The 21,420-nt window shown below is 73.6% G+C and carries 16 protein-coding genes; 11 read left to right on the forward strand and 5 right to left on the reverse strand.

Annotated features, from left to right (window positions below; all coding sequences use genetic code 11):
- The first annotated feature begins 69 nt into the window (after positions 1-69).
- Positions 70-2,790: a DNA polymerase I gene (polA, locus tag ACWEV0_RS02245; protein ID WP_453145660.1), complete on the forward strand. Its 2,721-nt coding sequence runs from the start codon at positions 70-72 to the stop codon at positions 2,788-2,790.
- Positions 2,791-2,991: 201 nt separating this feature from the next.
- On the opposite strand, the gene ACWEV0_RS02250 is transcribed toward polA, so the two are convergent.
- The gene (locus ACWEV0_RS02250; RefSeq protein WP_453145661.1) at positions 2,992-3,855 is read right to left on the reverse strand and encodes a DUF4184 family protein; all 864 of its coding nucleotides are present in this window, start codon (positions 3,853-3,855) and stop codon (positions 2,992-2,994) included.
- 204 nt (positions 3,856-4,059) lie between these two features.
- Between ACWEV0_RS02250 and ACWEV0_RS02255 the strand changes: the two genes are divergently transcribed.
- From ACWEV0_RS02255 to ACWEV0_RS02265, 3 genes are all read left to right on the forward strand, one after another.
- A complete protein-coding gene (locus ACWEV0_RS02255) occupies positions 4,060-5,844 on the forward strand; it encodes a lytic murein transglycosylase (protein WP_453145663.1) in 1,785 nt (594 codons plus the stop codon).
- 201 nt (positions 5,845-6,045) lie between these two features.
- A complete protein-coding gene (locus tag ACWEV0_RS02260) occupies positions 6,046-6,186 on the forward strand; it encodes an SPW_0924 family protein (protein WP_453145665.1) in 141 nt (46 codons plus the stop codon).
- An 8-nt stretch (positions 6,187-6,194) separates the two neighbouring features.
- Positions 6,195-7,187 carry a DUF3068 domain-containing protein gene (locus ACWEV0_RS02265; RefSeq protein WP_453145667.1) on the forward strand — a complete coding sequence of 331 codons (993 nt, stop codon included), beginning with the start codon at positions 6,195-6,197 and terminating at the stop codon, positions 7,185-7,187.
- On the opposite strand, the gene ACWEV0_RS02270 is transcribed toward ACWEV0_RS02265, so the two are convergent.
- Both ACWEV0_RS02270 and ACWEV0_RS02275 read right to left on the reverse strand, forming a co-directional pair.
- The gene (locus ACWEV0_RS02270) at positions 7,171-9,906 is read right to left on the reverse strand and encodes an ATP-dependent RNA helicase (RefSeq protein ID WP_453145669.1); all 2,736 of its coding nucleotides are present in this window, start codon (positions 9,904-9,906) and stop codon (positions 7,171-7,173) included. The genes ACWEV0_RS02265 and ACWEV0_RS02270 overlap by 17 nt on opposite strands.
- Before the next feature lie 481 nt (positions 9,907-10,387).
- Complete coding sequence (locus ACWEV0_RS02275; RefSeq protein ID WP_453145670.1) at positions 10,388-11,221, reverse strand: class I SAM-dependent methyltransferase; 834 nt, start codon at positions 11,219-11,221, stop codon at positions 10,388-10,390.
- 363 nt (positions 11,222-11,584) lie between these two features.
- On the opposite strand from ACWEV0_RS02275, the gene rpsA reads away from it, so the two are divergent.
- From rpsA to ACWEV0_RS02295, 4 genes are all read left to right on the forward strand, one after another.
- Positions 11,585-13,078: a 30S ribosomal protein S1 gene (gene rpsA, locus ACWEV0_RS02280; RefSeq protein ID WP_389216473.1), complete on the forward strand. Its 1,494-nt coding sequence runs from the start codon at positions 11,585-11,587 to the stop codon at positions 13,076-13,078.
- Positions 13,079-13,269: 191 nt separating this feature from the next.
- Positions 13,270-14,208 (forward strand): PAC2 family protein, encoded by a 939-nt coding sequence (locus tag ACWEV0_RS02285; RefSeq protein ID WP_453145672.1) that lies wholly within the window; start codon positions 13,270-13,272, stop codon positions 14,206-14,208.
- A gap of 31 nt (positions 14,209-14,239) precedes the next feature.
- Positions 14,240-14,845 carry a dephospho-CoA kinase gene (gene coaE, locus ACWEV0_RS02290; protein WP_453145674.1) on the forward strand — a complete coding sequence of 202 codons (606 nt, stop codon included), beginning with the start codon at positions 14,240-14,242 and terminating at the stop codon, positions 14,843-14,845.
- A 146-nt stretch (positions 14,846-14,991) separates the two neighbouring features.
- The gene (locus tag ACWEV0_RS02295) at positions 14,992-15,378 is read left to right on the forward strand and encodes a tetratricopeptide repeat protein (protein ID WP_453145676.1); all 387 of its coding nucleotides are present in this window, start codon (positions 14,992-14,994) and stop codon (positions 15,376-15,378) included.
- 24 nt (positions 15,379-15,402) lie between these two features.
- Here ACWEV0_RS02295 and ACWEV0_RS02300 read toward each other — a convergent pair whose 3' ends face one another.
- Positions 15,403-15,702, reverse strand: a complete 300-nt coding sequence (locus ACWEV0_RS02300) for a DUF6343 family protein (RefSeq protein WP_453145677.1) — start codon at positions 15,700-15,702, stop codon at positions 15,403-15,405.
- A 147-nt stretch (positions 15,703-15,849) separates the two neighbouring features.
- On the opposite strand from ACWEV0_RS02300, the gene ACWEV0_RS02305 reads away from it, so the two are divergent.
- Entirely contained in the window at positions 15,850-16,560 is a 711-nt protein-coding gene (locus ACWEV0_RS02305) for a class I SAM-dependent methyltransferase (RefSeq protein WP_453145771.1), read from the forward strand.
- Here ACWEV0_RS02305 and ACWEV0_RS02310 read toward each other — a convergent pair.
- Positions 16,550-16,885, reverse strand: a complete 336-nt coding sequence (locus ACWEV0_RS02310) for a hypothetical protein (protein WP_453145679.1) — start codon at positions 16,883-16,885, stop codon at positions 16,550-16,552. The genes ACWEV0_RS02305 and ACWEV0_RS02310 overlap by 11 nt on opposite strands.
- 225 nt (positions 16,886-17,110) lie before the next feature.
- On the opposite strand from ACWEV0_RS02310, the gene ACWEV0_RS02315 reads away from it, so the two are divergent.
- Both ACWEV0_RS02315 and ACWEV0_RS02320 read left to right on the forward strand, forming a co-directional pair.
- Entirely contained in the window at positions 17,111-20,095 is a 2,985-nt protein-coding gene (locus ACWEV0_RS02315) for a DEAD/DEAH box helicase (protein ID WP_453145681.1), read from the forward strand.
- Complete coding sequence (locus tag ACWEV0_RS02320; RefSeq protein ID WP_453145683.1) at positions 20,092-21,396, forward strand: SWIM zinc finger family protein; 1,305 nt, start codon at positions 20,092-20,094, stop codon at positions 21,394-21,396. Before ACWEV0_RS02315 ends, ACWEV0_RS02320 begins: the two co-directional genes overlap by 4 nt.
- Positions 21,397-21,420 lie beyond the last annotated feature (24 nt).

The raw sequence follows: 21,420 nt of genomic DNA on the forward strand, positions 1-21,420 counted from the left end.
GTCTGTCGGCGTCCGTCGACGTCGGTGGACGTGGACGGGAATGTCAGTGGCGCGTGGCAGGATCGTTCCGTGGCCGAGACAGCAGCGAAGAAGACCGATATGACCGAAGAGAACCGTCCGCGCCTGCTCCTCATGGACGGGCACTCCCTGGCGTACCGGGCGTTCTTCGCGCTGCCCGCGGAGAACTTCACCACCGCGACCGGGCAGCCGACGAACGCGATCTACGGATTCGCGTCGATGCTGGCGAACACGCTCCGCGACGAGGCGCCCACGCACTTCGCCGTCGCGTTCGACGTGTCGCGCAAGACCTGGCGCTCCGAGGAGTTCCCCGAGTACAAGGCGACCCGCTCCAAGACCCCCGACGAGTTCAAGGGCCAGGTCGAGCTCATCGGCGAGCTGCTCGACGCCATGCACGCGCCGCGCTTCGCCGTCGACGGCTTCGAGGCGGACGACGTCATCGCCACCCTCGCCACGCAGGCCGAGGCCGAGGGCTTCGAGGTCCTGATCGTCACCGGCGACCGGGACTCCTTCCAGCTGGTCACCGACCACACCACCGTGCTCTACCCCACCAAGGGGGTCTCCGAGCTGACCCGCTTCACCCCGGAGAAGGTCCAGGAGAAGTACGGGCTCTCGCCCTCGCAGTACCCCGACTTCGCGGCCCTCCGCGGCGACCCGTCGGACAACCTGCCCGGCATCCCCGGCGTCGGCGAGAAGACCGCCGCGAAGTGGATCAACCAGTTCGGCTCCTTCGCCGAGCTGGTGGAGCGCGTCGAGGAAGTCAAGGGCAAGGCAGGCCAGAACCTCCGTGACCATCTGGAGTCGGTGAAGCTCAACCGCCGCCTCACCGAGATGGTCCGCGACGTCGAGCTGCCCAAGGCCGTCCCGGACCTCGCCCGCGAGCCGTACGACCGCAAGGCCCTCGCCCTCCTCCTCGACACCCTGGAGATCCGCAACCCCTCGCTGCGCGAGCGCCTCCTCGCCGTCGACCCCGGCGCCGCCGAGGAGACCGCCCCCGCCCCGGCCCCCGGCGTCGCGCTCGACTTCACCGTCCTCGGCTCCGGCGAGCTGGCCGGCTGGCTCGCCGAGCACGCCGGACAGCCGCTCGGCATCGCCACCGTCGACGCCTGGGCGCTCGGCACCGGCAGCGTCACCGAGATCGCCCTCGCGTCCGGCGAGGGAGCAGCCGCCTGGTTCGACCCGAGCGAGCTCGACGAGGCCGACGAGCAGGCGTGGGCCGCCTGGATCGCCGACCCCGAGCGCCCCAAGGTGATGCACAACGCCAAGGGCGCTATGCGGGTCTTCCCCGAGCACGGCTGGAGCGTCGCCGGCGTCACCATGGACACCGCGCTCGCCGCCTACCTGGTCAAGCCCGGCCGCCGCTCCTTCGCCCTCGACGCGCTCTCCCTCGAATACCTGGGCCGCGAGCTCGCCCCCGCCGCGCCCGCCGACGGCCAGCTCGCCTTCGGCGCCGACGACACCGCCGAGGCCGAGGCCCTGATGAGCCAGGCCCGGGCCGTCCTCGACCTCGGCGCCGCCTTCGAGGACAAGCTCGCCGAGGTCGGCGCGAAGGAGTTGCTCCACGACGTGGAGCTGCCCACCTCCATCCTCCTCGCGCGCCTGGAGCGGCACGGCATCGCCGCCGACCGGGACCACCTGGAGGCCCTGGAGCAGCAGTTCGCCGGTGCCGTGCAGCAGGCCGTCAAGGAGGCCCACGCCTCCGTCGGCCACGAGTTCAACCTGGGCTCGCCCAAGCAGCTCCAGGAGGTCTTCTTCGGCGAGCTCAACCTGCCCAAGACGAAGAAGACCAAGACCGGCTACACCACGGACGCCGACGCGCTCGCCTGGCTCGCCGGCCAGACCGAGCACGAGCTCCCGGTCATCATGCTCCGCCACCGCGAGCAGGCCCGGCTCCGCTCCACCGTCGAGGGCCTGATCAAGACCGTCGCCGCCGACGGCCGCATCCACACCACCTTCAGCCAGACCGTCGCCGCGACCGGCCGCCTCTCCTCCACCGACCCGAACCTGCAGAACGTGCCGGTGCGGACGGACGAGGGCCGCGCGATCCGCCACGGCTTCGTCGTCGGCGAGGGCTTCGAGGCCCTCATGACCGCGGACTACAGCCAGATCGAGCTGCGCGTCATGGCCCACCTCTCCGAGGACGAGGGCCTCATCGAGGCCTTCACCTCCGGCGAGGACCTGCACACCACCGTCGCCTCCCAGGTCTTCGGCGTCGAGCGGACCGCCGTCGACGCCGAGATGCGCCGCAAGATCAAGGCCATGTCGTACGGCCTCGCGTACGGGCTCTCCGCCTTCGGCCTCTCCCAGCAGCTCGGCATCGACCCCGCCGAGGCGCGCGGCCTGATGGACACCTACTTCGAGCGCTTCGGCGGCGTCCGCGACTACCTGCGCCGCGTCGTCGACGAGGCCCGGGCCACCGGCTACACCGAGACCATGCTCGGCCGCCGCCGGTACCTCCCCGACCTCAACAGCGACAACCGCCAGCGCCGCGAGGCCGCCGAGCGCATGGCCCTCAACGCCCCCATCCAGGGCACCGCAGCCGACATCGTCAAGGTCGCCATGCTCAATGTCGACCGCGCCCTCACCACAGCCGGCCTCGCCTCCCGCATGCTCCTCCAGGTCCACGACGAAATCGTCCTCGAACTGGCCCCGGGCGAGCGCGACCAGGTGGAGACCCTGGTCCGCGAACAGATGGCGAACGCGGTGCAGCTGCGCGCACCGCTGGACGTCTCGGTGGGCGTGGGCCGGGACTGGGACTCGGCGGCGCACTGACGAAGGGGGGGTGGGCGGGGTCGCCCCCGCTCACCCTCGCCCCCGTTGTGGGCATTCGTCCCGCATGGGGTCCCCCCAGGGGCTTAGAGGGAGGGACGAGTGGGCACACGGGACGGCGCCCTTGGCCGGGCGCGTTCCGCTTCTGTGCCTGCCGCCACCACGAGGGCACTGGGCCTTCAAGGCGCCGTCGCGCCCCAGGGGTCAGCGCGCCCCCGGCCGGGAGCGCTCCGGCACAGGCCGGGCCGCCGGGCCGTCCTGGCGGCCCGCCCCGCGCAGGACCCGCACCCCGGCCCCGTACAGCACCACACCCACGAACAACCCCGCCCCGGCCCCGAAACAGACCGTCGGAATGATATCGAGCGGCGTCTCGATCCGCCCCCAGTACGCGTACCACCGCACCACCCGGTGCACCGCCCCGGCCACCACACACGCCCCGATCACCGCCAACGCCACCAGCAGCCCACGCCGTTCCGGCACCGGCACCCCCGCCGGCAGCGGCGTGTCCGCGGGCACGGCACGCAGCGCCCGTACGGTGAACCAGGCCAGCGCGACGAGGGCCAGCGCCGAACTCCCGTACTGCGTGTACAGATAGAGCGGGAAACCCGCCACCACCTCGCCGAGCACCGGGACCAGCCGGGTGCCCCACCGGTCGAAATGGGTGAACGCGTCCCACACCACGTGCGTGGTCGCCCCGATCACCGCCGAGACGACGAACCAGCCGGCCAGCGCCGCCGGCGGCCGCTCCCGCCACGGCCGGCCGCGGACCGCCTCGTACACCCGCCCCCGCAGCCCCCGCGGCAGAAGCGCGACCAGCGGCTCACGCACCATCAGCCACAGCGCCACCAGCAGCGCGGTGATGAGCACGTCGACGGTGACGACGCCGAGCGGGGAGTGCGTGACGTCCCCGAAGAACATCGCGTCGGGCACCGCACTCGCCGCGAAATACGTCATGTCGGGCGAGAAGGAACCGGCGACGAGCGCCGAGGCCACCAGGGGTCCGCGCGCCCTGCCACCGCGGCGGATGCCCGGCAGTACCGCGGCGGCATGGCTGAGCGTGAACGGCACGGAAATCCCCCTGGAGCCTGTCCTCGTCCGGTGTGCCCCCAGTATTGATCACCGATCGTGGGCGAAAGCACGGACGGCCAAGTGGTGACGAAACCGTGAAACACGGTCAGGGCGCGGTATCGGCGTGCCGGGAGTTGGCATAGGGTCGGCGGGTCGGACCCGCGCGGGGAGCGCGGAAGCGGGACACGGGGAGGGACCACACACATGGCAGCGCACTTGGGCCGCCGGCTGCGCAGGGGAGCCACCAGCGGTGCGATCGTCGCCGCGACCGTCGCCGCGCTCGCCGCGTCGCAGGCACCGGGAACCCCGCCGCCGCCCGCCGACAACGCGAGCGGTGACACGCCGATCGGCGCGGGCGACGCGACCACGCCTCCGGACGGCGGCTCGGCCTCCGGCGACACGCAGTACTTCACCGACCTGCCGCCGCTGAACACGCCCAACAGGCCGGGCGCGCCCACCGCCAACGTGCCGGTCGTCACCGGCCCCGCCGAGGCCGGCATACCCGCGAGCGTCCTCGCCGCCTACAAGCGCGCCGAGGAGTCGATACGTTCCACCGACCCGGGCTGCAACCTGCCCTGGCAACTCCTCGCCGGCATCGGCAAGGTCGAGTCCGGCCAGGCGCGCGGCGGCAGGGTGGACGCCAACGGCACCACCACCGAGCCGATCCTCGGCCCCGTCCTCAACGGCGTCGGCTTCGCCAACATCTCGGACACCGACCACGGCGCCTACGACGGCGACCGCGTCCACGACCGGGCGATCGGCCCGATGCAGTTCATCCCGTCCACCTGGGCCACCTGGGGCCAGGACGCCAACGGCGACGGGAAGAAGGACCCGAGCAACATCTACGACGCGGCCCAGGCCGCCGGCCTCTACCTGTGTGCCAACGACCGCAACCTCGCGCTCAAGGCCGACCTGGACCAGGCCGTCCTCAGCTACAACCACTCGACCGAGTACCTGAACACGGTGCTCTCCTGGTTCGAGTACTACAAGCGCGGTTCGCACCAGGTGCCCGACGGCACCGGCGTCCTCCCCGTCCACCGCAGCGACGACCTGGGCCGGGGCAACACGCCCGGCCGGACCGTCCCGACGCCGCCGGTCACGCCGCCCACCCCGAAGCCGAAGCCGTCGAAGCCCGGCCCCACGAAGCCGCCCACGCCGCCGAAGACCGACCCGGCGCTCACGGTGGTACGGCTCAAGAACGCCGCCTCCGGCGCCCTCGACGCCACCGCGGGCACCACCTTCACCACCCGCCCGGCCGTCCTGGCGCTCGACACCGCGGGCAAGCCGGTCGCCGGCGTCAAGGTCCGGTTCCGGATCGGCGACGGCACCGACACCCGCTTCGCCCTCGGCGGCGTCCGCGAGATCACCGCCGTCACCGGCAGCAGCGGCAAGGCCGTCGCCCCGAACCTCAAGGCCGGTGAGCGGACCGGTGACTTCACCGTCAGCGCCACCGTCGTCGGTCGCAGCCTGAACGCCCTGTCGTTCAAGGCGACCGTCACCGAGCGCCGCGCCGACACGCTCGCCCGCCTCGACGAGAAGGACCTGACGGCCACCACCGGCGGCTCGTTCGCCGACGAGGTGCAGGTCAAGGCCACCGACGGCGGCGCGATCGCCTCCGGTGTCGCCGTCACCGCCACCTTCGTCACCTCGGCGGACGACCCGAAGCCCGCCACCGACGGCCCCTTCTTCAAGGCCGCCGACGGCACCGCCGTCCGCACCCTCACCGGTCTGAAGACGGGCGCCGACGGTGTCCTGAAGCTCCCGGAGATCTTCGCGGGCGACCAGGCCGGCACCTTCACGCTGAAGCTGACCGCGCCCGGCGGCGGCACGCTGACCGTCCAGCTCAAGGTCACCGCCCCGGCCCCCGACCCGACGCCGACCCCCACGCCCACGACGCCGAGCCCCGCGCCGACCCCCTCCGGGTCGACCACCCCGTCTCCGTCGGAGCCGTCGTCCACGGGTACGCCGGAGACCACGCCCAGCGCCTGACGTCCGGAGCCTTCGACGCCTGTAGTCCGGCGTACGCCGCTGCTCGCCGCCCCCGTGTCCCCGCCGGACACGGGGGCGGCGCCCTGTGCGCGTCCTGGGCCCGAAGTGCCTTCTGGGTGCGACCTGTTCTCATCTCACGGCCGCGTTGCTACGGTGCCCCCGCCCTGACGATGTATCAGATCGAGCACCGGGAGGCCGACCTTGCGCGCCCTAGTTGCCGCCGCCATCGGACTCGTCCCCGTTCTCCTGTTCATCCTGCTCGTCTCCTTCGTCGATCTGCCGCCCGACGGGCCCACCTCGCCCCAGCCCCTGCTGACCGCCGACCCCGGCCCCCAGAAGTAGGGGGACCCGTGCGCCGCCGAGCCAGCCTCGTCCTCCTCGCCCTCGCCGTCTTCTTCGCGGCCATGGCCCCCACCCTGCGCTGGTACGCCTTCCCGCGCCTGGCGAAGATCCCGCCGAACCAGTACCAGGTGACCGTCCTGGAGGCGAAGCCCGCCACCCTGCTCAACTACTCGACCCTCAAGTCCGAGAAGGTCGACAAGATCACGATCATCCAGACCCTCAAGGGCAACGTCGAGGAGTCCAGGAAGGTCGAGCGCGACGCCGGCCGCGACGTCGTCGTCTGGGACTCGCTCTCCTATGTGACCGGCCCCGACGGCAAGATGGTCTCCAAGATCCCCGAGCGCTACATCTTCGACGCCCACACCCAGGACCCCGTCCACGCCACCGGCGAGATGGTCGACGGCGACCCGGTCCGGCGCGAGGGCATCGAGTTCAAGTGGCCCTTCCTCACCGAGAAGCGGGACTACCAGTACTTCGACGCCCAGACCCGCACCTCGGCCCCCATCCACTACAAGGGCACCCGCACCTTCCGCGGCCTGGACGTCTACTACTTCGAGCAGACCATCCCCTGGACCAGGGTCCCCATGCCCAAGACGATGCCGGTCAAGGGCATCACCCCCGACGTCCTCGCCAGGACCGGCCTCACCCGCTGGTACAGCACCAAGCGCATGTTCTGGGTCGACCCCGTCACCGGCGCCCCCGTCAACGGCGAGGAGATCCACAAGGAGGAGCTCCGGAACGCCCGCGCCCTGATGGGCCAGGACACGATCACCGTCTTCGCGGGCCACGTGAAGATGCGCGAGGACTACATCACCAGCGTCGTCGACCTGGTCAAGTCCAACCGCCTCATGGTCCTCCTGCTCGTCTCCTATCTGCCCTGGACCTTCACCGTCCTCGCCCTCCTCCTGCTCGCCCTCTCCCTCTGGCTCGAAGCCCGCTCCCGTGTCGGACGGGCCCCGGACACCAGCCCCGAGCCGGCCCCGGTCACCGCTCCCGTCTGAGCCGGGCACTGGTGTGCCGGGTGGCCTCGGCCGCCGAGGGGTCCTCCGGCCACGGGTGCTTCGGATAGCGGCCCCGCAGCTCCGCCCGCACCGAGCGATAGCCGTCCCGCCAGAACGAGGCCAGATCCGAGGTCACCGCCGCCGGCCGCCCGGCGGGGGAGAGCAGATGCACCAGGACCGGCACCCCCGCCACCCGCGGCGTCTCGGCGAGCCCGAACATCTCCTGCAGCTTCACCGCGAGCACCGGCCGCTCCCCGCCGTAGTCCACCCGTATCCGCGAACCGCTCGGCACCTCGATCCGCTCCGGCGCCAGCTCGTCGAGCCGCCCCGCCTCGCCCGACGCCCACGGCAGCAGCCGCCGCAGGCCCTCCCCGGCGTCGATCCGGCCCAGATCCGCCCGCCGCCGCGCCCGGGACAGCTCCGGCTCCAGCCACTCCCCGGCCCGGTCCAGCAGCGCCTCCTCCGCCACGTCCGGCCACGGCTCGCCCAGCTCCCGGTGCAGAAAGGCCAGTCGCTGCCGCAGCTCCGCCGCCTCCCGGCCCCACCGCAGCAGCGCCGTGCCCTCCCGGCGCAGCCCGTCGAGCAGCGCCTCCCGCACCAGGCCGGCATCGGCCTCCTCCCGCAGCGGACGGACCGTCAGCTCCACCGCCCCCAGGCACTCCACCGACCGGGCCACCACGTCCCCGTCCTCCCAGTGGACCTCCTCGCCCGCCCGCAGCAGATGCCCCGCCGCTCGCCGCGCCACCTCCTCGTCCACCACGGCCGCGAGCCGCACCCGGGCGGTGGCACTCTGCGCCGTCCGGTCCGCCACCGCGACCGCGAGCCACGCCGGGGATCCGAGCCGCGAGCTCTCCGAGAGCCGCGCCCCCGTCCCCGACGCCATCAGATAGCCGCCCTGCTCCCGAGCCCGAGCCACCCGCTCGGGAAAGGCGAGCGCGGTCACCAGCCCCGCCACCGCGTCCTCGGCCAAGCCCCCAGAAGCCCGACCGCCCCCGCCGGCCCCGGCCGCGACACGGTCGGCCCCGGCCCCGCCTGCCCCAGCCCCGGCATTCCCGGCACCGGTCCCGTCAGCTCGGGCTTTCGCGCCAGCCCCGGCACCGGTTCCGTCACCTGGTGCCCCAGCCCCGCCGGTCCCAACCCAGTCGGCCCCCGTGCCGGTCCCGCCGGCTCCGGCCGCGGCGCCGCCTTGCTCGGCGTCGGCCGCGCGCTCCAGGCGGCGCACCTCCGCGCGCCAGCGCGCTCCGTACCCGTCGCCGCCCCGGCGCGCCTCCCGCCAGGCGGCGGCCAGATCGTCCCCGTACTCCCGGGGCGGCTCCTCACTCAGCAGTGCCACCACCTCCGCCGCCCGCCGGACCCCCACCTCGGCGGCGCCGTCGAGCAGTGCCCGGGCCAGTCGCGGATGCAGGCCCAGCCGGGCCATCCGCACCCCCCGGTCCGTCGCCCGGCCGGCCTCGTCGACCGCGCCCACCGCCGTGAGCACCGCACGGGCCGCCGCCATCGCTCCGGCAGGTGGCGCGTCCAGGAGGGCGAGCCCGGAAGCCGTCGGATCGCCCCAGCAGGCCGCCCGCAGAGCGAAGTCGGTCAGATCGGCGACCTTGATCTCGGGGGAGGGGAACCGCACCTGCCGCGCGTCCTCCGCCGCGGACCAGCAGCGGTAGACCGTCCCGAAACCCTCACGCCCCGCCCGGCCCGTGCGCTGCGTGGCGACCGCCACCGACACCGGCACTGTGGCGAGCGAGCCCAGGCCCCGGGCATGGTCCATCCGCGGCTCCCGGGCGAGCCCGGAGTCGACCACGATCCGCACTCCCGGCACGGTCAGGCTCGACTCGGCCACCGAGGTCGTCAGGACCACCCGCCGCCGGCCGCCCGGCCCTGCGCCCCGCAGTACCGCGTCCTGCACCGCCGCCGGCGCCCGCCCGTGCAGCTGGAGGACCTCGGCGTCCACGTCGGAGAGCAGTCCCGCGGTCCGGGCGATCTCGCCCGTCCCGGGCAGGAAGCAGAGCACGTCGCCCTCGTGCCGCTCCAGGGCCTCCCGGACCGTCGCGGCGACGTGCCGGAGCAGCGCGGGATCCACCCAGGTGCCGTGCGCGGGCCGCACCCCGGCCGGCGGCGGCGCGAAGTGGATGGCCGAGCCGTGGATCGTCCCCTCGGCCCGCACGACGGGCGCCGGGCCGCTGCCGTCCAGGACCGTCAGCAGATCCGCCCACGCCTCCGCGTCGCTCGTCGCCGACGCGGCGATCAGCTTCAGCTCGGGTCGCAGGGTCGCCCGCACGTCCACCAGGAACGCCAGCGCCGTGTCCGCGTCCAGATGCCGCTCATGGCACTCGTCGAGCAGCACCACGTCCACCCCGGCCAGCTCCGGATCGCGCTGGAGCCGCTGGAGCAGCACACCTGTGGTCACCACCTCGACCCGGGTCGCGGGCCCGGCCCGCCGCTCCCCGCGCACGGAGAATCCGACGGCCCCGCCGACCTCCTCGCCCAGCAGCCACGCCATCCGCCGGGCCGCGGCCCGTACCGCCATCCGGCGCGGCTCCGCGACCAGCACCCGGCGCGCCGGCCCGTCCCCTATAAGACCCGCGAGAGCCAGCGGGACCAGCGTGGTCTTGCCGGTCCCGGGCGGCGCGTGCAACACCGCCGTGCCGCGCTCCTCGAGCGCGGTCAGCAGCTCGGGGACGGCATGGCGGACGGGAAGACGGTCGAGTGCGTCGTTTCGGATCACACGGCAAGTCTCGTACGCCGGGCCGACCCGCCGCGCCGCGTTGTCCACAGGCCCGCCGATCAGTAGTACTAATCGACCGAGGTGAGCCCACCCTGGCCAGCCGGGCGGAGCGGGACCAGCCGCGCTGGGCCGACCGCGCCAGCCAGCAAGCCGGCCGCGCCGGGCCGGCCAGGCCAGCAAGGCCGAGCAGCCCTAGCGAGGCCGCGTCGCGCCGCACTGGCTGCCTCAGCTGAGCGAGCCGCGCCGACCCGGCCCAGCCGGGCGGAGCCGGACCGGCGGGCCGCACCGGCCCCCCGGCCGCGCCGGGCCGAGCCAGCCGAGGCGGCCGCCCCGCGCCAGCCAAGCCGAGCTCAGCGGACCGCCCGGGCCGGCCGGGCGCAGCCGGACCGGGGGCCGGACCAGCGGGCGGACCAGTCGCGACCGGCCGGCCCCAGCCCTGCGCGCCGCCCGCCCCCAGCCGCCCGCCGCCACCCAACCCCTCTTACCCGTCGACGCGCTCGCAGACGAAGATCGCCGTGCCCGGGATCAGATTTCCCCGCAGAGGGGACCAGCCGCCCCACTCCTGGCTGTTCCAGGCCGGCCACTCCGGCTCGACCAGGTCGACCAGCCGGAAGCCGCCGGCCACCACGTCCCGGACCCGGTCGCCGATCGTCCGGTGGTGCTCGACGTAGACGGCGCGGCCGCGCTCGTCCTGCTCCACGTACGGCGTCCGGTCGAAATACGAGGCCGCGACCGACAGCCCCTCGGGCCCGGGCTCGTCCGGGAACGCCCAGCGGATGGGGTGGGTCACCGAGAACACCCAGCGGCCGCCCGGCCGCAGCACGCGGTGCACCTCGCGGAAGACCCGTACGGGATCGGCCACGAACGGCACCGCTCCGTACGCCGAGCACGCCATGTCGAAGGAGCCGTCGCGGAACGGCAGCGCCCCCGCGTCGGCCTCCACCAGCGGCACGTCCTCGCCGATCCGCAGCGCGTGCTGCAGTTGCCGGTGCGAGAGGTCGAGCGCCACCGGCCGGGCGCCCTGCGCCGCCAGCCAGCGCGCGCACTGCGCCGCGCCCGCGCCGATCTCCAGGATGTCCAGGCCCTTCAGCGCCGCGGCCGGCCCGAGCAGCCCGGCATCCGCCTCGTCGAGCCCCTCCGGACCCCAGACGAACCGGTCGTCGCCCAGGAAGGCTCCGTGCTCGGTCTGGTACTCGTCGGCGTTCCGGTCCCACCAGCCCCGGCTCGCGCGGCTGCTCTCCGCGTCCCCGGCGTCACGCCGGGTGGCCTCCGCCTCTTCCTCGGGAGCCTCTTCGTGTCCGTACTCTTGGTTCATCTCGCCCGTCGATGTAGTTTGCGCTCAGAGCCGCGCGCCATGAACGCGACACGGCTTCCCGTGGCCAGGATGGCCTGGGCTGACACGAGTTGTGCCGGGTATGCGGCGATCCGCCCCTGGTGTGCGCTTCGCGCATTGACCCTGTCCGGCCGCCCCCGTATGCTAAAGGTTGCGCTGCGGGCCTGCGCGCCTCAGACGGAGCAGGCCGCGCTCGCATCTGTTGTATGTCCCCTCGGTTTTCGAGGCGTCCCCCGTTCTCCGGGCCAGGCGCTTCCTTGGCTGTCCGGCTTCTTCAGCTGCGATACGGGCTCTCGGCGTAGCAGTACCTACGACTTCAATGTCCGTACCGGAGCCCTTTCCCACATGACGAGCAGCACCGAGACCACCGCCACCACCCCGCAGGTTGCGGTCAACGACATCGGTAACGAGGAAGCCTTCCTCGCCGCGATCGACGAGACGATCAAGTACTTCAACGACGGCGACATCGTCGACGGCGTCATCGTGAAGGTCGACCGGGACGAGGTCCTGCTCGACATCGGTTACAAGACCGAAGGTGTCATCCCGAGCCGCGAGCTCTCGATCAAGCACGACGTCGACCCGAACGAGGTCGTCAAGGTCGGCGACGAGATCGAGGCCCTGGTTCTCCAGAAGGAGGACAAGGAAGGCCGCCTGATCCTCTCGAAGAAGCGCGCCCAGTACGAGCGTGCCTGGGGCACCATCGAGAAGATCAAGGAAGAGGACGGCATCGTCACCGGTACCGTCATCGAGGTCGTCAAGGGTGGTCTCATCCTCGACATCGGCCTCCGCGGCTTCCTCCCGGCCTCCCTGGTCGAGATGCGTCGCGTCCGCGACCTCCAGCCCTACGTGGGCAAGGAGCTCGAGGCGAAGATCATCGAGCTGGACAAGAACCGCAACAACGTGGTCCTGTCCCGCCGCGCCTGGCTCGAGCAGACCCAGTCCGAGGTCCGCCAGACCTTCCTCACGACCCTCCAGAAGGGTCAGGTCCGCTCCGGCGTCGTGTCCTCGATCGTCAACTTCGGTGCCTTCGTGGACCTGGGTGGCGTCGACGGTCTGGTTCACGTCTCCGAGCTGTCCTGGAAGCACATCGACCACCCGTCCGAGGTTGTCGAGGTCGGCCAGGAGGTCACCGTCGAGGTTCTCGACGTCGACATGGACCGCGAGCGTGTCTCCCTGTCGCTGAAGGCGACCCAGGAGGACCCGTGGCAGCAGTTCGCCCGTACCCACCAGATCGGCCAGGTCGTTCCGGGTAAGGTCACCAAGCTGGTTCCGTTCGGTGCGTTCGTCCGCGTGGACGAGGGCATCGAGGGTCTGGTCCACATCTCCGAGCTGGCCGAGCGCCACGTGGAGATCCCGGAGCAGGTCGTCCAGGTCAACGACGAGATCTTCGTCAAGGTCATCGACATCGACCTCGAGCGTCGCCGGATCTCGCTGTCCCTGAAGCAGGCCAACGAGTCCTTCGGTGCCGACCCGGCGTCGGTCGAGTTCGACCCGACCCTGTACGGCATGGCCGCGTCCTACGACGACCAGGGCAACTACATCTACCCCGAGGGCTTCGACCCCGAGACCAACGACTGGCTCGAGGGCTACGAGAAGCAGCGCGAGGAGTGGGAGCGCCAGTACGCCGAGGCGCAGCAGCGCTTCGAGCAGCACCAGCAGCAGGTCATCAAGTCCCGCGAGGCCGACGAGGCCGCCGCTGCCGAGGGTGGCGCCGCCGCTCCGGCCGCCGCGCCGACCGGTGGCTCGTACTCCTCGGAGTCGGACGACACCGCCGGCGCCCTGGCGTCGGACGAGGCGCTTGCCGCCCTGCGCGAGAAGCTGGCCGGCGGCCAGAGCTGAAACGGCTCACCGCTGAGCTCCAGTAGCTAGCGTCGAGGCCCGTCTCCCTTCGGGGAGGCGGGCCTCGTTCGTTTTCCCGGCCACGGCGCCACGGCCGCGACGCCACGGGTGCGGACGGAAATCCCTGGCGCGGGGAATGGCGGTGCGTCAGGAGGTGTTGTGGCTGAAGAACGCGAGGAGGAGCGGAAATCGTGCTTGATCCCCAGGATTTGTACGAATGGGACCAGAAGGGCCTGGCCGTCGTGGACATGGCCCTGGCGCAGGAGTCGGCCGGACTGGTCATGCTCTACCACTTCGACGGGTACATCGACGCCGGTGAGACCGGCGAGCAGATCGTTGACGGGCTGCTCGACACCCTGCCCCACCAGCTGGTGGCCCGCTTCGACCACGACCGCCTCGTGGACTACCGGGCCCGCCGCCCCCTGCTGACGTTCCGCCGCGACCGCTGGACGGCGTACGAGACCCCTTCGATCGAGGTCCGTCTCGTCCAGGACGCCACCGGCGCCCCCTTCCTGCTGCTCTCCGGGCCCGAGCCCGACGTCGAGTGGGAGCGGTTCGCCGCCGCCGTCGCCCAGATCGTCGAGCGCCTCGGCGTCCGCCTCGCCGTCAACTTCCACGGCATCCCCATGGGCGTCCCGCACACCCGTCCGGTCGGCCTCACCCCGCATGGCAGCCGCACGGACCTCATGCCCGGCCACCGCAGCCCCTTCGACGAGGCCCAGGTGCCCGGCAGCGCCGAGTCACTCATCGAGTTCCGTCTCACCGAGGCCGGTTTCGACACCCTCGGCGTTGCCGCCCACGTCCCGCACTACGTGGCCCGCTCCCCGTACCCGGACGCCGCCCTGACCGCTCTCGAGGCCGTCACCGCCGCCACCGGACTGGTCCTGCCCGGCGTCGCCCACGCCCTGCGCACCGAGGCCCGGCGCACCCAGACCGAGATCGAGCGCCAGATCGGCGAAGGCGACGAGGAGCTGACGACGCTCGTCCAGGGCCTCGAGCACCAGTACGACGCCATGGCCGGCGCCGAGACCCGCGGAAACCTGGTCGCCGAGCCCGTCGACCTGCCCTCCGCGGACGAGCTGGGCCGCGAGTTCGAGCGCTTCCTCGCGGAGCGGGAGGGCGACGCCTAGCCGCCCGGCCGTGGGATCTAAGCTGCCGCTCATGCTGAAGGTGGGCCTGACCGGCGGAATCGGCGCCGGCAAGAGTGAAGTTTCCCGGCTGCTCGTCTCGTACGGAGCGGTCCTCATCGACGCCGACCGGATCGCCCGCGAGGTGGTGGAGCCCGGTACGCCCGGGCTCGCCGCCGTGGTCGAGGAGTTCGGTCCGGAGATCCTCACCCCCGAGGGCGCCCTCGACCGGCCGAGGCTCGGCTCGATCGTCTTCGCCGACCCCGAGCGCCTCGCCGCCCTCAACGCCATCGTCCATCCGCTCGTCGGCGCCCGCTCCGCCGAGCTGGAGGGCCAGGCCGGCCCGGACGACGTCGTCGTCCACGACGTGCCCCTGCTCACCGAGAACGGCCTCGCGCCCCTCTACGACCTGGTCGTCGTCGTGGACGCCGCCCCGGAGACCCAGCTCGACCGCTTGGTCCGGCTCCGCGGCATGACCGAGGACGAGGCCCGGGCCCGGATGGCGGCCCAGGCCACCCGCGCCCAGCGCCGTGCCGTTGCCGACCTCCTCATCGACAACGACGGCCCCCTGGAGGCGTTGGAGCCCCAGGTGCGCAAGGTGTGGGAGGAGCTCCGGCAGCGCGCCGCCGGCAACGCCTAGCGGAGGCCGGCGGGCTCGGCGCTGCGCGAGCCCTCGCGAACGGGGTAGGGAGGCGCCCGCGCGGAAATACCCCACAGGGGGGTGCTCCGCGGAATGCGGTCGCCGTGCCCGCTGTTGAACTGCCGGAGCGAGGGAAGGAAGCCGCCGTGCCCGAGAGGAACCCCGAGACCCACGTCATCGACTTCCGCGCCGCCGAGCAGCTGCTCGCCGCGCGGGATCCGAGAGGCGCGGTCAAGCTGCTCGACTCGGTGATCGCCGCCCACCCCGAGAACACCGCGGCCCGGCTGCTGCGCGCCCGCGCCTTCTTCGCCGCCGCGCAACTGCGACCCGCCCAGCTCGAGTTCGAGCTGGTCCTGGAGCGCGAGCCGGACAACGCGTTCGCCCACTTCGCGCTCGCCCGCACGTACGAGCGCTCCGGCCGCGAAGACCAGGCCACCCGCCACTTCCGGCTCGCCGCCGCACTCGACCCGAAGCCGGAGTACCTGGAAGCGGCCCGCTTCGGACCGGCCGGCCCCGGCGTGCCGGAGGAGTAGGCCCCGGCGCTCGCGGGGTGGTGCTCACGGCCGCGGGCCCGGGCCCGTACCCGGTCGGCGTCTCCGGCCGCCGTGATCCGGTTCGTACGGAGGGATGTCACGCCCCGGCTGCCAGTGCGGCCCCTGCCGGAGGTGGCGCACCACCACGGTCAGGTCCACGGCGGCCACCACGAACAGCACCGCGCACGCCGCCGCCCACCCCGGACGCTCGACCAGCGAGAAGACGGTCGCGCCGAACGCCGCCCACAGCACGCCCCACAGGCTCAGCCAGAAACGCATCCGCAGCGCACTGCGCGCGGTCGCCGGTTCGCTCCCGGTACGCATGAGATCGCATCTCCCGGGTCAGGGATCCCCCCGCGGGCACATCCAGCTTCTACCCGCGGCGCACCATCCGAAAAGGCCCATCGGGCCCCCGGCGAGAGGATGTGAGGCATGAGCGAAGTCGGAGACGACGGCGGCGGCGCCGACCCGATGCGCGACGGTCACGAGGGCACCGGGCCCGGGCCGATCACCCCCGACGGCTGCGCCGTCGAGCTGTACCGGCGGCTGTCGGTCGGCACCGAACCCGACGTCATCGCGGCCGCCGTGCCGGCCGGCGCCGCGCTCCTCGAACTGGGCAGCGGCGCCGGCCGGGTGACCGTGCCCCTCGCCGAACGCGGCTTCGCCGTCACCGCCGTCGACGAGTCGGCGGAGATGCTGGCCGTGGTCGGCGAGCGCGCCCCGGGCGTCGAGACGGTGCGCAGCCCCATCGAAACGCTGGACCTGCCGCGCAGGTTCGACGCGGTCGTGCTCGGCTCGTTCCTCGTGCACACCGCCGACCCCCGGACCCGGCAGGCGCTCCTGGAGACCTGCCGGCGTCATGTGAAGGACGACGGCCGCGTCCTGATCCAGCGCGAGGGCGCCGACTGGCACCTCGACGTGCCGCGCGAGCGCCGCGACCCGGGCGGGTACACCGTCCGGATCCTGTCGGCGGAACCGGTCGGCGACGGCGTGAACTCGGTCCACGCCGAGTACGTCTTCCCGGACGCGCGCTGGACCCAGACCTTCCTGTCCCGGCCACTGACCCGCGAGGCGTTCGAAGGCCACCTCGCCGAGGCCGGGCTCGCCGTCGACGGCTATCTGACCGACGACGGCACCTGGGCGCTCGCCCGCCCGCGGCGGACGCCGGAGGTCAGTGGATGACGCTGTAGCTGCGCCAGGGAAGCGTGCCCGGCACGATCTCGTCGCCGCTGTTGCTGGGCAGGTAGGTGTTGTGGGGGGCGTCGCAGTCACGGGTCCGGTAGAGCCTGATGTCCAGCAGCGACGAGTTCTCCACCTTCGTCGCTCCCGTCGGCGCCAGCCTGTGGCAGCCGTTCACGGAAGGACTGGTCACCACCACCCCGAGCCCGCGCCCGGTCTCGTACGAGATCGTGCCCACCGCGCTGCGGCCGAGCCCGGAGCAGCCCGTGACGGCGAGCGAGAGCAGGACGGCACCGGTGGCGATGGTGAGACGCCGGTGAACGGACATGGCGGAATCCTCGTCTGTCGGGTCGGGAGGGCATGGGCGGGCATGGGCGGATATGGGCGGGCATGGGCGGAAGCCTGTTGCCCGCCACCCTGCCCCCTCCCGTGCGGCCTGTCACGTACTGCTGGGCCGCCCGGGGGAAGCGCCGCTGGGCGGCATTGTCAGACCCCACCCGTAAGGTCGGAGATCCAGTCGGATTCCGTCGCGGATCGGGAGGTGAGCAGCGCCATGACCCATACCTGGAGCGCCCTGTGCGGTCTCGCGGCCGTCTTCCTGCCCGCCGACCTGCCCCGCGCGGGCCGGGTCGCCTTCTGGGCCCCCGACGGCGGGCCGCTGCCCGGTGCCGGGCCCGTGCGGCCCACCGGCTCCGAAGACCGGCCGACGGAGGGCGGCGTGGGGGATATGCCCGGCTCCGCCGAGCGCGGCGAGCTGACCGTCGTACGCCGGCACGGCACCGGAGTGCGCGGCCGGACCGTGCCCGCCGTGATCCTGCCCGTCGCCGACGCCCTGCCCGTCCTGGTAGCCGCCCGCCGGCACCCGGCGGCGCACCCCGCGGCCACCTGCTGGGGCGCCGCCGCCCTGCACGCGCTCCATCTGGTGGCCCGCGCCCGGCTCCTTCCCGGCCTCACGGCCGACGACCACGACGCCTGGCGGGCCGGACCGCTCGACGCCGACGACATCGCCCATCTGAGGGCGATCGCCGCCGCCATGCCGTACGAGGCCCACGCCACGCCCGTGCCCGGCCGCGGCCCGCTGCGCCTGCCCGAGCCCGAGGCGCTGGTGCGCGCCTTCCTCGACGCCGTCGCCGACACCCTGCCCCGCACCCCCGCCGCGCCGCACGCCGTCGGTGCGCCCTTCGCCGCCCGCGAGCCCCGCCACCTGCCCCGCGCGCGAGCCTGGGCCGCCGAGGCCGCCGCCGGCATGGACGCCGGGGTACGCGTCTCGCTGCGCCTCGACCTGTCCGCATACGAGCTCTTCGACATCTCCGACCCGGCCGGCCACGCCGACGGAACCGGGACCGGGACCGGGGCCGCGGACGGCGGCGGTGTCGAGCGGCGGCAGGCCTCGGCCGCCCTCCTTCAGGTGCACAGCCTCGCCGACCCCACCCTCGTCATCGACGCCGCCACCCTCTGGGCCGGCGAAGGCGACGAGCACTTCGGGCCCCGCGCCCGGATCGACGCCGTCCTCGCCCTGCGCCGCGCCGCCCGCGTCTGGCCTCCGCTCGGCCGCCTGCTCGAACGGGAGGTGCCCGACGTCCTCGCGCTCTCCGAGGACGAGCTGTACGAGCTGCTCGGCCCCGCCGCCGCCCGGCTCGCCGACGCCGGGGTCGTCGTCCACTGGCCCCGCGACCTCGTCCGCTCGCTGACCGCCTCCGCCGTCGTCCGCCCCGCCCGCACCGCGCCCGGCTCCGCGACCGACGGCACCGGCTTCTTCGACAGCACCGAGCTGCTCCGCTTCAACTGGCAGCTCGCCCTCGACGGCGACCCGCTCACCACCCGCGAGATGGACGCCCTCGCGGAGGCCCACCGACCCGTGGTGCGCCTCCGCGACCAGTGGGTGGTCGTCGACCCCGACCTCGTCCGCAAGGCCCGCAAGCGCGAACTCGGACTTCTGCAACCGGTCGACGCGCTCGCCGTCGCCCTCACCGGCACTGCCGACATCGACGGCGAGACCGTCCCCGCCGTTCCCGTCGGCGCCCTCGCCACCCTGCGGGACCGGCTCCTCGCCGGCCCCGAGGACATCACCCCGCCGCCCGGGCTCGACGCCACCCTGCGCGACTACCAGCTGCGCGGCCTCGCCTGGCTCGACCTCATGACCTCCCTCGGCCTCGGCGGCTGCCTCGCCGACGACATGGGCCTCGGCAAGACCGTCACCCTCATCGCCCTCCACCTGCGCCGCGCCCACCGCCACCCCACCCTGGTCGTCTGCCCGGCCTCGCTCCTCGGCAACTGGCAGCGGGAGATCCAGCGCTTCGCGCCCGGCGTGCCCGTCCGCCGCTTCCACGGCACCGGCCGCACCCTGGAAGGACTCGACGGCGGCTTCGTCCTCACCACCTACGGCACGCTGCGCACGAGCGCGCCCCGGCTCGCCGAGCAGCAATGGGGCATGGTCGTCGCCGACGAGGCCCAGCACGTCAAGAACCCCTTCTCGGCGACCGCCAAAGCACTGCGCACCCTCCCAGCCCCGGCCCGGGTCGCACTCACCGGCACGCCCGTCGAGAACAACCTCTCCGAGCTGTGGGCGCTCCTCGACTGGACGACCCCGGGCCTCCTCGGCCCGCTGAAGGCGTTCCGCGCCCGGCACGCCCGCGCCGTCGAGAACAGCGAGGAGCTCGACAACGAGGAGGCGGTCGAGCGTCTCGCCCGCCTGGTCCGGCCGTTCCTCCTGCGCCGCCGCAAGTCCGACCCGGGCATCGTCCCCGAGCTGCCGCCCAAGACCGAGTCCGACCACCCCGTCCCGCTCACCCGCGAACAGGCGTCCCTCTACGAGGCGGTGGTGCGCGAGACGATGGCACAGATCGAGAGCGCCGAGGGCATGGCCCGACGCGGACTGATCATGAAGCTGCTCACCTCGCTCAAGCAGATCTGCAACCACCCCGCCCAGTACCTCAAGGAACCGGCCGCGCAGGCCCCGCAGGGCAGCCGGGCGGCCGCGACCGGGCCCCGCACCGCACGACTCGCCGGCCGCTCCGGCAAGCTCGCCCTCCTCGACGAGCTGCTCGACACGATCCTGGCCGAGGACGGCTCCGTCCTCGTCTTCACGCAGTACGTGTCCATGGCACGGCTCCTCGCCGACCACCTCGCCGGCCGGGGCATCCCCGCCCAGCTGCTGCACGGCGGCACACCCGTCGCCGAGCGCGAGCGGATGGTCGACCGCTTCCAGAACGGCGAGGTCCCCGTCTTCCTGCTCTCCCTGAAGGCCGCGGGCACCGGCCTCAACCTCACCCGGGCCGGCCATGTCGTCCATTACGACCGCTGGTGGAACCCGGCCGTCGAGGAACAGGCCACGGACCGTGCCTACCGCATCGGCCAGACCCAGCCCGTCCAGGTCCACCGCCTGATCGCCGAGGGCACGGTGGAGGACAGCATCGCCGAGATGCTCCGCGCCAAGCGGGCCCTCGCCGACGCCGTCCTCGGCTCCGGCGAAGCCGCCCTCACCGAACTCACCGACCGCGAACTGGCCGACCTGGTGTTGCTGAGGAGGCCCGCATGACGCCCCGCCTCCCCGGCCGCCCCGGTCCCCGGACCGGCGCCCTGCCCCGCCACGACGACCGGCGCCGCACCTTCCCCCAGCTCGCCCCGCACAGCGCACCCGACGGACGGTTCGCCGCGACCTGGTGGGGCAACGCCTGGGTCGACGCCCTGGAGGACACCGCCCTCGACGCGGCCCGGCTCGCCCGCGGCAAGGCGTACGCCCAGCGCGGCCACGTCGACGCCATCACCGTCACCCCCGGCCGGGTCGTCGCCTACGTCCACGGCACGCGCCCCCGCCCGTACCGCACCGAGATCCGGCTGCGGACCCTCGGCGACGACGACTGGGAGCGGTTCCTCGACGAGGCCGCCGCCCGGCCCGAGCACATCGCCGCCCTCCTCGACAAGGACGTCCCGCACGCCCTGGAGGCGGTCACCGGACTCCTGCCCGCGCCCGGCGACCTCGTCCCCGACTGCTCCTGTCCCGACGACGGCTACCCCTGCAAACACGCCGCCGCACTCTGCTACCAGTCCGCGCGCCTCCTCGACGAGGACCCGTTCGTCCTCTTCCTGATGCGCGGCCGCGGCGAACAGGAACTCCTCGCCGCCCTCACCCGCCGCAACGCCGCCCGTGCCGCCGCCGAGCGCACCGGGACCGGCACGGCCGGCCCCGCCCTGCCCAGCCTCCCGGCCCGCACCGTGCTCGCCCCCACCACCGGCCACACCCTCCCGCCCCTCCCGCCCCTGCCGCCCCCGCTGCCCGCACCCGCGCAGCCGGGCCGCCCCGCCGTGTTCCCCGCCGACCCCGACGCGCCCGACCCGCTCGCCCTCGACCTCCTCGCCACCGAGGCCGCCGCCCGCGCCCACACCTTCCTCATCACCGGGCACGACCCCGTCGCCGCCCTCACCCCCTGGCAGGACGCCGTACGGCTGGCCGCCGCGCACCCCGGCTCCGGCCTCACCGCATCCACCCGCGCCCTCTACCGCGACCTCGCCTACGCCCTCGACCGCACCCCCACCGACCTCGCCCGCGCCGTCGCCGCCTGGCGCCAGGGCGGACCCGCCGGACTCGCCGTGCTGGAAGAGCCCTGGGACCCGCCCGCCGGCCCCTTCGACCGGGCCAGACCCGCCCTGCTCGCCGCGGACCTCCCGGCCTTCCGGCCCTGGCGCAACCGCCTGTCCACCCGCACCCTCCAGCTCCGCCTCGGCCGCGACGGACTCTGGTACGGGTACGAGTCGGACGCCGACCGCGAGGACTGGTGGCCGCGCGGCACCCCCGACGCCGACCCGGTGGGGGTGATCACCGACCTGCTCGGCAGGTGACCGTTAGGCTGGACAGGGACGCAC

This window comes from Streptomyces sp. NPDC003943 (assembly GCF_053605265.1).

Coding starts and splice junctions, on each gene's coding strand:
- ACWEV0_RS02255 (WP_453145663.1), top strand. CDS start 4,060: ATGGCAGCGCACTTGGGCCGCCGGCTGCGCAGGGGAGCCACCAGCGGT.
- ACWEV0_RS02275 (WP_453145670.1), bottom strand. CDS start 11,221: ATGAACCAAGAGTACGGACACGAAGAGGCTCCCGAGGAAGAGGCGGAG.
- rpsA (WP_389216473.1), top strand. CDS start 11,585: ATGACGAGCAGCACCGAGACCACCGCCACCACCCCGCAGGTTGCGGTC.
- coaE (WP_453145674.1), top strand. CDS start 14,240: ATGCTGAAGGTGGGCCTGACCGGCGGAATCGGCGCCGGCAAGAGTGAA.
- ACWEV0_RS02300 (WP_453145677.1), bottom strand. CDS start 15,702: ATGCGTACCGGGAGCGAACCGGCGACCGCGCGCAGTGCGCTGCGGATG.
- ACWEV0_RS02305 (WP_453145771.1), top strand. CDS start 15,850: ATGCGCGACGGTCACGAGGGCACCGGGCCCGGGCCGATCACCCCCGAC.
- ACWEV0_RS02310 (WP_453145679.1), bottom strand. CDS start 16,885: ATGTCCGTTCACCGGCGTCTCACCATCGCCACCGGTGCCGTCCTGCTC.
- ACWEV0_RS02315 (WP_453145681.1), top strand. CDS start 17,111: ATGACCCATACCTGGAGCGCCCTGTGCGGTCTCGCGGCCGTCTTCCTG.
- ACWEV0_RS02320 (WP_453145683.1), top strand. CDS start 20,092: ATGACGCCCCGCCTCCCCGGCCGCCCCGGTCCCCGGACCGGCGCCCTG.